The organism is uncultured Gimesia sp. (assembly GCF_963972345.1).
GTDB lineage: Bacteria > Planctomycetota > Planctomycetia > Planctomycetales > Planctomycetaceae > Gimesia.
Map to the genome: position 1 here is coordinate 17,830 of NZ_CAXAVM010000083.1, position 12,450 is coordinate 30,279.

11 protein-coding genes are annotated in these 12,450 nt (G+C 50.8%); 2 read left to right on the plus strand and 9 right to left on the minus strand.

Translation table 11 applies throughout. The annotated features are described in order from the left end of the window. Positions 1 to 100 precede the first annotated feature (100 nt). The 6 genes from AACZ40_RS15150 to AACZ40_RS15175 form a co-directional block, all read right to left on the minus strand. The gene (locus AACZ40_RS15150) at positions 101 to 517 is read right to left on the minus strand and encodes a Minf_1886 family protein (protein WP_291179750.1); all 417 of its coding nucleotides are present in this window, start codon (positions 515 to 517) and stop codon (positions 101 to 103) included. A gap of 409 nt (positions 518 to 926) precedes the next feature. After that, positions 927 to 1,778 (minus strand): regulatory iron-sulfur-containing complex subunit RicT, encoded by an 852-nt coding sequence (ricT, locus tag AACZ40_RS15155; RefSeq protein ID WP_291179747.1) that lies wholly within the window; start codon positions 1,776 to 1,778, stop codon positions 927 to 929. A gap of 199 nt (positions 1,779 to 1,977) precedes the next feature. Next, entirely contained in the window at positions 1,978 to 3,039 is a 1,062-nt protein-coding gene (holB, locus tag AACZ40_RS15160) for a DNA polymerase III subunit delta' (protein WP_291179744.1), read from the minus strand. A gap of 19 nt (positions 3,040 to 3,058) precedes the next feature. After that, complete coding sequence (locus AACZ40_RS15165; protein ID WP_291179742.1) at positions 3,059 to 3,334, minus strand: biotin/lipoyl-containing protein; 276 nt, start codon at positions 3,332 to 3,334, stop codon at positions 3,059 to 3,061. Beyond that, complete coding sequence (lipA, locus tag AACZ40_RS15170) at positions 3,335 to 4,234, minus strand: lipoyl synthase (RefSeq protein ID WP_291179739.1); 900 nt, start codon at positions 4,232 to 4,234, stop codon at positions 3,335 to 3,337. Continuing rightward, positions 4,221 to 4,967: a hypothetical protein gene (locus AACZ40_RS15175; protein WP_291179736.1), complete on the minus strand. Its 747-nt coding sequence runs from the start codon at positions 4,965 to 4,967 to the stop codon at positions 4,221 to 4,223. Before AACZ40_RS15175 ends, lipA begins: the two co-directional genes overlap by 14 nt. Before the next feature lie 592 nt (positions 4,968 to 5,559). On the opposite strand from AACZ40_RS15175, the gene AACZ40_RS15180 reads away from it, so the two are divergent. Next, on the plus strand, positions 5,560 to 7,683 hold the full coding sequence (locus tag AACZ40_RS15180) for a hypothetical protein (RefSeq protein ID WP_291179734.1): 2,124 nt from the start codon (positions 5,560 to 5,562) through the stop codon (positions 7,681 to 7,683). A gap of 134 nt (positions 7,684 to 7,817) precedes the next feature. On the opposite strand, the gene AACZ40_RS15185 is transcribed toward AACZ40_RS15180, so the two are convergent. Both AACZ40_RS15185 and AACZ40_RS15190 read right to left on the minus strand, forming a co-directional pair. After that, complete coding sequence (locus AACZ40_RS15185; RefSeq protein ID WP_291179730.1) at positions 7,818 to 9,338, minus strand: trypsin-like peptidase domain-containing protein; 1,521 nt, start codon at positions 9,336 to 9,338, stop codon at positions 7,818 to 7,820. Between the two features lie 279 nt (positions 9,339 to 9,617). Beyond that, a complete protein-coding gene (locus AACZ40_RS15190; RefSeq protein ID WP_291179727.1) occupies positions 9,618 to 10,070 on the minus strand; it encodes a TraR/DksA family transcriptional regulator in 453 nt (150 codons plus the stop codon). Between the two features lie 420 nt (positions 10,071 to 10,490). Between AACZ40_RS15190 and AACZ40_RS15195 the strand changes: the two genes are divergently transcribed. Next, positions 10,491 to 11,609, plus strand: coding sequence for an LptF/LptG family permease (locus tag AACZ40_RS15195; protein ID WP_291179722.1), 1,119 nt, complete (start codon positions 10,491 to 10,493; stop codon positions 11,607 to 11,609). Between the two features lie 14 nt (positions 11,610 to 11,623). Here the strand turns inward: AACZ40_RS15195 and AACZ40_RS15200 are convergent. Continuing rightward, positions 11,624 to 12,450, minus strand: an 827-nt coding sequence (locus AACZ40_RS15200) for a helicase-related protein (protein ID WP_339674889.1), incomplete at its 5' end; no start/stop codon positions are given.

Genomic DNA, 12,450 nt, shown 5'->3' on the forward strand with positions numbered 1-12,450 from the left:
AACTTCGTTTAGTACAAAACTTGCAAGCCTGAGTGCGCAGCAGTTTACGCGGAATGAGCAGGAAAAATCAGGGAGCAGAGAAAACGGGGTTTCCGTGGAATCAGACGTTCCGGGCGGGAGTCTGACTGAAGACCTGATGCGTGTCGATGACATAGGCAACATCAAAGACCTGTTCGAAATCGTAGATGTCGACAAAGTCTTCCAGACGGTCATTCTCTGTTTTTCGCATCCGGCCATGTTCAATCATTTCAAAGACCATCTTGCCGAAGTCCCTGGTGGATTGAACACCCCATTGCTTGAATACCGTCAGCGTCATCAGGCCGAACTGTTTTAAGGCGAGTTCCCGGACCCCTTCCAGCAGTTCCTGGCCGGAGACATGCGCTTCTTCATGCTCACCTTCCTGAACGACCTCGCGTGAGTAGATCTCCTGAGCCTGCTGGAGTGCTTCAAAGATAAAGTCGTAGGCGTTAGGGTGAAATTGCAATTTGGGGCGGGAAAGATTTGTTGCAGATGTCATTTTTTCACCCATACCTGTCTAAAACTTTTTAAGTAGCAGCAACTTTGTAAAACAGCAGCAGCGCCGTGGTTTTCCTGATCTGTGAAGCAGGTACTGAAGCACTGGCGATATCGTTCTTTTATACTCGATCCCATTGTCTCTGAACACAGTATATTACAGTCTAAATCGCATCACATTTAAACATCGCGTTTTTCACTCTAATCTACTAGGCCCAGATAGCCCTGAGAGTCGCTATAATAAAACAGGACACCGTCTAGTGTTTCCAATCACTCAGGTCGGGTCAAGACTTTCTTATAGCATAACCACTCAGTTATTGGGAAATTATCGAACAGAGATTCCGGAAAATCAATCCCGACTCACCCGATTTCACAAATTTCAGTCTGCCTGCCGGTCCCGATCCGCTTGCCGTTTACTGTCTGGCAGGGTTTTCCCCGCGTTTCTTTTTAATGACTTCCAGAATGTCTTTTTTGTGTACGATTGTTTTTTTCATGTCAGAGTAGATGACTTGTACACACTCAGAAAGGATTTCCTGATTCGTGACTTTGCCTTCCCCCTGACTGGTAATAATCGTCGAGCCCACAGGAGGTAATTCTTTTTTATAGCTTTTGTAAGTATCGTATTCATAGCGCAGGCAACATTTCAGGCGTCCGCATCGCCCGGACAGTTTATTGGGATCCAGCGAGGTCTTCTGCAGTTTTGCCATTTTCATCGAGACGGGAGGCATCTCAGTCAGGTGGGTTCCGCAGCAGACCGTCTTCCCGCAATCTCCGTAATCTGCCAGCAGCTTCGCTTCATCGCGCACTCCTATCTGCCGCATTTCGATTCGCGAGCGGTATTTTCTTGCCAGCGCTTTGACCAGTTCGCGAAAATCAACACGTTTTTCTGCCAGATAGTAGAAGATGACCCGCTCACCGCCGAACAGGTGTTCGACATCAACCAGTTGCATCTGCAGTTTGTGTTCGTTCACCAGTTCCTGGCAACCCAGAAACTCATTGCGTTCTTCGTGTCGGTTCTGATCACGCTGACGATAGTCCTCATCGTTTACCAGGCGGATAATTCGTCCTGCTGCAGTTGTGTCCTTCATGAATGATTTCACTCGCTCGGTGGCCGGCGACAGGACTTCACCCCACTCATGCCCGCGATCGCTTTTGATGATGACCGCTGCGTTACGTGGCAGTTCTGCCAGACCTTTACTGGTGAATTCTCCAATGAGGCGGGTGGAACCGTAGCGAACGATATAGCCGGATACTTCAGTATTCATATATTATGATTTCATCGATTTGAGATTGGATGCAGCAGTCATCGTGCAGGATGAGTCAGTCACAGAACAGATTTCAGATAAACTGCTTCGATCAGTTTATTATAGCCGGACTCGATCTGGCAATCTCTAATTAAACCCGGGAAATCACATTTATTTGAAAACCGTACACTGCCTGCCGAATCTGACTTGCGGTCAGTACTTATTTCGACTGAATTTCCCGCAGATCCTGGCTTAAGCTTTCGATGCATAAAGGCAGAGTGACATTCTGATTGACCTGTTCCTCTGTCTGCAGCATTCGGCCCAGCAGGTTTCCGATCGTTTCGATCCGGTCTTCTGTCTCACCAGGCAGTCCGGAAACAAACCGTTCCACATTACCTGCAGCCGGATCAGCCTGGTAACCGGCGGCACACTGTAAAGACTGATGGTAGAAATCGGCGCAGAATTTAATGACCCACAACGCTGTTTTACGCTGTGCACCCGTATTGCCTCCAATGTCATCAATGGCCTGAATCACGGCATCGGAAAAGGCCTGCGGTTGAAAAGGGTGTCGACCGAGCAGCCCGGTAATATTTCCCCGCAGTGCCTGAAGATTTTCATCCAGAAGTTGACTCGCAATTTTCAGCGATCCTTCCGACAGGCGTGCAATCTGCAATGCCTGGTCAGCAGACTCAACGAGTTGCTGGCCCAGCAGCAGTGCGGAGATATCTTCCTGGGTCAACGGATTGAAGCGGATCAACTGACAGCGGGAACGGATCGTGGGCAGAATGGCATCGAGTTCACTGGCAATCAGGATCATTAAATAGTTTGCGGCAGGTTCTTCCAGAGTCTTCAGTAACGCGTTCGCACTTTCGGCGTTCATTTTGTCTGCATCATCAATGATGGCAATCCGGCGGTCACCCACCATGGGACGCAGCGACATTTCATAACAGACGCCTTCCCGACCGCGATGATCGTCTTCACCAATTATCAGGCTGAGGGGCAGGATGTTTTTGTCGGGCGGGCATTCTACTGAAATCAGATCGGGATGAGTGCCCGCTGCCATCTGTTTGCAGGAATCACAGGTTTGACAGCAGCTTAGCTCGTCCGAGGGGGTCTGCAGACAGAACAGGCATTGCGCCAGATGTAAGGCGACCCGCTTTTTTCCGATACCGGCTGCTCCCGCAAACAGCAGCGCATGTGGCAGTCGGCTGCGTGAGAGTGCACGGTCCAGCATTTCCAGAATGGAGTGGTGGCCTCGAATGGAATCGGTTGTCGTGCTCATGCACTTCTCTTTTCAGTAATCAGTCTTCAGTGTTCCCGTCCGCTGCCGCTTCAGAATCCTGCGGTTCAATCCAGCCCAGAACCATGCCTGTTGAGACTTCGGCCCCGGCCTGACATTCGCAAGAGACGATCATCCCGGCACAGGGGGCTTCCACGTCAAACGTCACACCGGGAATCAGCAGTTCGACCACTCGATCACCGCTGGCGACTTCTTCGCCTGCGTGGGTCAGCCACAAACTGACTTTCAGCGGCTGGGGAGAACTGATGACCGGGGGCACAAGTATCGGTGTCGGCATTCAGGAGTCTTTTCCCAGGACAGACGCCATCTCACCTGCATTATAACTTGAGCGTACAAAGGGACCGCTGGCAACCAGTTTGAAGCCCATTGCCCGGACCTGGTCTCCCACTTCATCAAATTCTTCAGGAGGCAGGAAGCGTTCCACAGGCAGGTTCTGTGGAGTGGGCTGCAGGTACTGACCAATGGTAATCATGTCGCAGCCGGCAGCCCGCAGGTCAGCACAGACTTCCAGCACTTCTTCGCGCGTTTCGCCCAACCCCAGCATAATTCCACTTTTGGTCACGATGGAGGGATCTGTTTCTTTGACCTGAATCAACAGGTCCAGAGTACGCTGGTAATCGGCATTGCGACGCACGCGGTGATAAAGTCGCGGCACGGTTTCCGTGTTATGGTTGAATACATCCGGGTGCGCTTCAATCACGCGGTGGATGGCTTTGCGGTCGCCCCGGAAGTCGGGAGTCAGAACTTCGATGTCGGCATCCATCCGTTCGCGGATTGCCAGGATGCAGTTATAAAAATGCTCAGCGCCCCCATCTGGCAGATCATCACGCGTGACCGAGGTGATCACGACATGCTCCAGGCCCAGTCGCACGGCCGCTTCAGCAACCCGCTCAGGTTCATCCAGCTGTACGGTTTCTGTTTTCCCCTTGGGGATGGAACAGAAGCCACAGGGCCGCGTACAGACATTTCCCAGAATCATCAGTGTCGCGGTCTTGTGTGACCAGCATTCGGTGCGGTTGGGGCACTTGGCGCTTTCGCAGACCGTCACCAGTTTCAGGTCTTCGATTACGTTACTGGTGAAAGCCATCCCCGGTTCGGGCAACGGCCGCTTCAGCCATTTGGGAAGTCGCTGTCGGGGTTCGGGAGTTGTGTCTGTCAGAATATTAAGGGTGGACATAAACTTTTTTCTTCACTCTGTGCAATAATGGGTGTCGTGTGAATATATGAGTCTGCTGATAGCCAAACTGTTGAACCAGATTTCTGACAATGCTTTCGCGGACAGAACTCATACTGGCTTCCCTGGTAAGAGTCGCAGAAAGGGATGTCAGTCGGTGGTCATGCTGGTTGGCATCAATCAATCGCTGTAATTTCATATCGGGCGAGACATTAATATACAAACCATAGTAAGAAATCCAGGATTTGATCGCAGCCCCCAGAAAGGCAAACTGGCCACAACGACCGAAAATATCTGAGGAATTCGGATACTGGTCTGCTGCAATTCCCTGCTCTGCCGACATTTCCAACAGGGACTGGACTAACCGGTTCTGAAAGTCATCCATTCCCAGACCGATCTGTTTTAAAGGGAGCAGGGGATACACGGCCAACTGGCCGGGAGCATGCAGCAAGGCGCCCCCTCCCCGATTGATCCAGCGGACTTCCAGCTGACTTGCTTTAAATTCCTGACTGGATTGTGCCAGCTGAGCATGACTTCCTTCCCGGCCTACGGTAATGAGAGGAGGATGCTCACAAACAAAAAGAGTTGCCTGATCAGTACCCTGTTGCCTGATTTGCTGAAACTCCCGTTCCTGGAGTACAAGAAACGAGTCAAAATCGACGCAGCCCAGCATATAGACCTTAATCGAGGCATTGCGTTGATTTGTCTGGTTCCTGTCGGCGTCTGGTGAATTCATAATCCTGTCTACAGGTTCAGGGGTTTCGTGCTCCTGTTAAGTTTTAGTCAGCGACATGCTCATTTTCAGGGGTTCTCCCGGAGAGTCAATCATCAGAATGCGGAAATGCTGAATTGTCCGAGATCCGGAGCGCAGATCGCAATCAGACTGTATCCAGTTTCACTAAAGCGTCCCCAGGGCTATTTGAACCGAGAATACCAGGGAGAACGCAGCAGGGTGAAGTCTGATGCCCTCTGGAATACCATGATTTCCAGTAGAAGGCCTTCAGCCAGGATCTGAACAGTTATATTGATTCTCTGTGCTCTATAAGTGACTTGCAGGTAATCGTTTAGCGATTTTCGGGTGCGTGGGGAGAGACGTTCCTGGGAACAACCGTCATAACCGGAATAACTTGCAATTCCGGTTTATTTTAAAAAATCAGCATATCTGATTCAATTCCTGAGATCCGCAGATCCGATAGAGAGAAATGGATAAAACTAATACAGCGTCCTGCAATTTTCATAACACTCCCGCTCTCAGAGCTCTCATGTCAAATCAAACCTCAAATCAGTTCCGATCCAGCAGTAAATTCCAATCGGTAAGGAGAAACAAAATGCGACGCGGAAAAAAGATGCTCGCGATATTTTCAACCATGGTAATGAGTGCGAGTATCGCCACCGCCGATGATCGCATTTTGGAATCAAGGTCACCCTTCGATTCTGCTCCTGCTTCGCGGTCTTCCAGCCAGTATTTTTCCGGTCAGGCACCGGAAAGTAATACAGGCGGGATCACCATTTCTCAGTCGAATCAGAATGCGGCTCTGAAAAATCAGGCTTCACAATTCAAGCCTACCGATAAAGAACGGCTCTCACAGGTTCCGAATTACTACAAGGAACTGTTTGGCCAGGAGCGTCCCTATCGCCGCCTGGATAACAAAGCGAAAACCGAGGCTCCAGCAGCAAGCCAGTCTCAGTTCCAGCAGATCGGACACGCTGAACCGCAAAACGGTAAAAAACAGTATCACTTCGAAACCTTCAATGCAGACCAGTCTGACACGCAGAACATTGTTCACGCCGAATTTCAGCAGGGCAATCAGAAATCGACTCAGGGAAATATTCAGCAGATCAGTGCAGGGAACTCACGCGATAATCAGTTCCGTCAGCCCACAGAATTTCAGCAGTCTGCTCCACAAACTCCCAGTCTCTCTGTTCCCCGCATTCCAGATCGCAAGACGGTCGAAAACAAACATCATCTGACTTTTGGAGCTGCTCCTGCCGCACCAAAAACAGAGCAACCGTCGGGAATTACAATCAGTGCAACTCCCGGCAGTCGTCGTGCAACCGAATTAACTCCGAAACCAGTGGGTATCGCTTCAGAAGAAGCTGCTGCAAAACTGACCCACAAATGGATTAAGAAAACAGAAATTAACGTAGGGCAGGAATGTGAATTCGAGCTCGAAATCAAAAACGAAGGAAAACAGACTGCTCAGGATCTGCTGGTCGAAGCCTCCTTTCCGGTTACCGTTCGGTTAACCAATGCAGAGCCTCGTCCCAGTTCCAGCCGCGATCAACTGGAGTGGAAATTTGAATCGCTGAAAGCCGGCGAAACAAAAGTCATCCGCATTTCCATGATTCCCAGTCAGCGTGGTGCGATTATTGCCACTGCCAATGTTCGCTCAACCAGTGCTCTGACAGAGTCGTTCATGGTCGCAGAACCCATGTTGCAGGTGGCTGTCAAAGGCCCCACCAATGTCATGATTGGTGAACCCGCTTCTCAGTCTGTTACCATTTCGAACCCCGGTACCGGTACTTTGCACAATGTAGTCCTGGAAGCGGAAATCCCCAAAGGTCTGGAACACGTGACTGCTGAATATCTGCAGATGCAGGTTGGTTCGCTGAATCCTGGTGAAACACGAACGATTCGGCTGGCATTAGCCGCTGTGATGGGGGGAGAGCAGGTCGTGAATGTTCAGGCAAAAGCGGAAGGTGGTCTGGTTCAGGCAACCCAGGCTCGTGTGAATGTCATCGCTCCTAAAGTTCAAGTGGCCATCGATGGTCCCGGACTTCGCTACAAAGGTCGCAGTGCTGAGTATGCCATCACAACGCTCAACGATGGGGCCGCTGCTACCAATAATGTCCGCGTCTTACACAAAATTCCAGAAGGGTTTGAATTCGTCAAAGCCGATCATGGCGGTCAGTTCAATCCGGAAGATTCCACCATCAGCTGGTTCCTCGGTCGGATGGAACCGGGGCAAACCGCCAGTGTAAACCTGGAATTAAAAACCAAAACCATCGGCAATTATGTGCATCACGTACGAGCCATCTCTGAGCACAATGTAAAATCAGACGCCCAGATTCAAACACGCATCGAAGGCACCGCTCAGCTGGTTCTGGAAATTGCTGATCTGGACGATCCTGTCGAAATCGGCAAAGAAACCGGTTACAAAGTGGTTGTTAAGAATGATGGAAGCAAGTCAGCACAGAATGTCTCTGTCTCCTGCGAACTGCCTCCGGGTGTCGATCTGATTTCCGCTACCGGCCCGACTCAGCATATCGCTGAAAACGGTGTGGTTGTCTTCAAATCTCTGGGTGACCTGGCTCCTGGTGAATCAGTCCAATATCAGGTGCTGGTACGGGGTAGTGTGGAAGGAAATCAACGCTTCCGGGCACGTCTCGCCAGCGATTCGATCCGCGATCCGCTGCTGTTTGAAGAACTGACTCGCTTCTACAAAGACTAAGCGATTCGTCTGAGTCTCAATAAATCAAAACCCGGTCAGTGATCTGCTGACCGGGTTTTTTTCGAAGCGAATCAGGTTGAGAGAGACCGCTTCCATCAAAGATGGATTGTGAATCGTCAGCTGTCGAAGAATTACTATTTCTTCCAGATAACGAGTTGATGATGTGGTTGTCCCGGTTTGCCGTTGGAGACTTTCAGGACCAGGCTGTCCAGCGATGCAGTCTGTTCCAGTACCTCACGCAAGTCCTTCAGACTGTGGACGGGAGTTCCGGCGACTTCTTCAATCACATCATAGAGTTTGATGACTTTGGACAGCGAGTTCTGCTGGTCTACATCCATCACGAGTAATCCGGGCTGGCTGACCTCGAATCCCAGTTGTGTTGCCAGGTCTGCGTTCATGGCATGGACCTGCAGTCCTGCCAGGACATCATTTGCTGTCGAGTTTTTCACTTTCTGGAAGCTCATGGGGGCCGCTGATGTTCCCGGGCGGCGAGACTGTTGTGTCTCTTTCTGTTTCCGTTCGAGTTCGTCCAGAATGCGACGGTTAGCCAGTTCTACCATTACATTGACCTTCCGGCCGCCGCGTAACAGAACCACACTGACACGGTTGTCGATGGGAGTCAGGCTGACGAGGTTGATCAGATGGTTCTGGTCGAGCACATCGATTCCGCCAAAACTGAGGATGATGTCATCGTACTTCAGGTTGGCACGTGATGCGGGTGTGTTTGAAATGACTTTCACAACGCGGGCTCCCCGCACGCGGTCCATCTTCAAACGGCCTGCAGTCGCGATGCTGAATTCCGGATCTAGCTGAACTCCCAGGTAGGCCCGGTAAACCTGGCCATACTTCACCAGCTGATTGAATACATGACGTACCAGCTTACTGGGGATACTGAAGCCGATCCCGTCGTTACCGCCGCTGTTGGAAGCGATTGCTGTATTGATCCCGATGATATTGCCATCGAGGTCGATCAGGGGACCGCCGCTGTTGCCGGGGTTAATGGCGGCATCGGTCTGCAGAAAGTTCTGGTTAAGTACTTCAGAACCGCTGCCCAGCTGAAGGGAGCGTCTTCCCTTGGCGCTGATAATTCCCAGCGTGACCGATTCACTTAAACCGAAAGGGCTGCCCATCGCCAGCACCATGTGTCCAATATCCAGCTTGTCGCTGTCGCCCCAGTCAGCAGGAGTCACATCGCTGACGTTGATTTTCAGGATTGCCAGGTCCGTATCTTTGTCTTCCCATTTCTGCTGGGGGTGGATCATTCGACCATCGTGCAGCGAGATGGATATCGAAGTGCCATCCGAGTCTCGCACGACATGCCGGTTGGTGACGATAAACAGACCGGGGGCACCTTCGCCTCGGACAATCACTCCCGAACCGGTCTCTTCGACAGCGCCCCGTGGTGTCTGCCGCTCGCATTGTATATGGACTACGCTGGGAGTTGCCAGTTTTGCGATTTTGGCCAGATGTCTGCTGCCTTCCTGCAACGGGGCAGCGGAAGAGAGCATTGAGGAATGCTCTTGCCGGGGGTTCGTCTGTGAGGGAACCTTGGCCTCCAGCTGGTTGAATGACAGCGTGGATTCAAAACAGGCATTCCAAAGCGAAACGGAAACAATCAGACCGGTGACGAGTGCCAGGGGGTATCGATTCTTCATGATGCAAATCTTCTTCAGCGTGACCCAGGATTTTTTTTGCAATTTAGCTACAAGTAGCTACGGCAAAATGAGGCAATCCTTCGCCACTGCCGAACGATTTGATTACAGGAGACCAGCTGCAGGGCAGCGGCGACCGGCAATACCAGAGACCACAAGACTGATCGCGATGAATCTCTCCACAAAGAATGTCAGTAATGAGGGATCAGTATTATTCGGGAGAGATGATAATACGAAATCAGGCTGGTGAAACCCTCTGGAATTCATTATCGGAAGGGGTGACTATTTTTCGAGATCCAAATCATGAATTCTGACTTCCTGATCGTTAAGCCGTCCTTCGAATTCGTATGCGTTTTCCCAATCGCCATGAACATCATGAGTGGATAATCCCATTGATTCGCGCTGCTCTGCACAACTGACACAAAACATCGCGTAAGGAACTGCTTTAAGCCGTGCAATCGGAATATTTTTATTGCAGTTTTCGCAGTGACCGTAACGGCCTTCCTGGATCAGCGAAATGGCGCGGCGGATTTGCATCAGCTCTTTATATTCGATCTCGGCCAGATGGGATTCCAGATCCTGGCGACGTTCGCGAATTGCAGCATCGCCACTGTCCTCGACGGACGACTGGCTGCCGGACGAACCTTCAGAACTGTCGCTTACCAGTTTTTTTAACTCATCACGTCTATTCAATAGTTGCTTGTGCAACCTGATTATTGCGTCTTTTCGTACCACTTCCTCTTCCCCTCATAAAGATCATCTTCGGTGAGCAACTTCCAAAAGTCGAATCTCCCAAAACATAGCTTTTAATTTGGCTAAAGAAATTGGAAACATGACCAGATATTCTCAGTTTTTACACTCGGCTACACACGAGTATTATTCACTACGCGAATTAAATGTCGAGAGTTGGAAACTTTCAAAATCAGAAATTAATACATAAGTCAAAATTTTCAAATAACTTAAGATAGCGCCTTTTCTTGGGATTTTCCGATTTTCCTGCATAGGAGACCGTTTCGTGACTTGGACTTTCGGAAAATGACTGCATCGAATGTACAGCTGTTATCCTGATATTGACCGATTGTCCGGATTACGATATAATACCCGCCCCCCCTGAAACAAGGCTCTTAGTCCAGCTCATGACAACGATTGGGAAACGTGTTTACTACCTTCGACCGCTATTTACTGAAACGATATTTTCACGTCTTCGTGATTGGATTCATCGCAACCTACGGCCTGTACGTGGTTTTCGACGGATTCACGAATATCGACGGTTTCCAGTCCGGCGCAGATGAGGACTCTTCAACCAGCCTGCTCTGGATCATGCTGGAGTACTATCTCTATCAGTCTGCTATCTTTTTCGACATGGTCAGCCCGATTCTCACGGTGCTGGCGGGAGTCGTTGTGTTTTCCCTGATGGTCCGTCACGGGGAACTGAATCCCGTACTTTCCGCAGGGATCCCCACGTATCGGCTGGCCATTCCACTGGCCCTGGCAACGATTATCGTCAACTGCATGATCTGCTTGAATCAGGAAGTGATCATTCCGGCGATTGCCGATAAGGTCCAGGCGGAGCGGGGAGACATGGGAAGCTCAGCGCAGTTTGTTGAGCCAGTGTATGATTTCAGCACAAGGATTATGATCAACGGGCAGGAACTGTTCCTGACGGAACAGAAAATGAACAAAGCCGAGTTCGTGCTCTCCAAGCCGATGGTACACGCTTTCGTTACCGTCAAATCTGAATTTGCCGTCTATCAGAAGCAGACAGAATCCCGGCCAGGGGGCTGGTTATTGAAGCAGGCCTCGCCACGTTACCAGGAGTTGGAGATCGCTGAATTTGCCAGGGATATCATTCTGCCTGGTGCTGAGCCAGACGAGATGTTTATCGTGACGGATGTCGGCTGTGATCAGCTCTGTAATCGCAATTTGAGTTCGCTGATTTCCACTCCGGATCTGATTGCCAGGATCAATAATCCTTCCTTCAGCGATTTGTCAATTCGCAAACAGAAACTGGACCTGCATTCCCGACTCACACGTCCGCTGATGAATCTGATCGCCGTACTGATTTCGATTCCGTTTGTTTTGCGCAAGGAAAGTCGCAGTCTGATCCTGAATATTGCAGTCTGTGCCTGTGTGATGGGAGGCCTGTTTGGAATTTCGCAGTGCTTCCTTTATATGGGATCCGCAAAACTGATTTCACCAGACCAGGCTGCCTGGTTTCCGGTGATCACGAATGGGACGCTGGCCGCCTGGTTCACGAACCGGGTTCAGACCTGAGCCGCGATATAGGATTAACCGCTTTGTCCCAGGTCCATCAGTTGTCCGAATCGCTCCAGCACACGAATCTTTAACGGGGCAAATCGAGGCTGATCAAACTCGCCTCTTTCGACGAGACGTAATGCCACTGCATGCGTTTCCTGCAGGATGGCTTCGTCCCGTTTCAGATCTGCAACCCGCAGAGGCAGTTCCCCATGCTGACGTGTTCCAAAGATGTCTCCCGGGCCGCGCGCCTGAAAATCTGCCTCGGCGATTTCAAAGCCATCGGTCGTCTGCTCCATCACCGCCAGTCGGTTCAAAGCATCTTCGCTTTCCGTGTAAGAAAACAGAAAACAGTTTCCCCGGTGCAGGCCACGACCCACGCGTCCCCTTAGCTGGTGCAGCTGCGACAGTCCAAACCGATCCGCCTGCAGAATCACCATCAGCGTCGCATTGGGAACATCCACGCCGACTTCGACGACCGTCGTGGAAACCAGTACCTGAATTGTTCCCTGGTGAAACTGCTTCATGATTCCTGCCCGTTCTTCGCGGTCCATCTGCCCGTGGACCAGGCCGATCGAAGCGGTCGCCAGTTCACTCTTCTGCAGTTTTCGATAGACTTCTTCGGCACTTGAACGAATATTCTGTTCGTCTTCCGAATCAATACGGGGACAAACAATATAGGCCTGTCGGCCGGCCGCGATCTGGGCTCTCAGGAATTCCCAGGCTTTTTTTCTTTGTGGTGTAGTTGAGACGCGGCTCGTCATGACCGGTTGTCTTCCCGGAGGCAATTCGGTATTGATTGAGATATCCAGCTCGCCAAACTGTGTCAGGCACAGACTGCGGGGTATGGGGGTCGCCG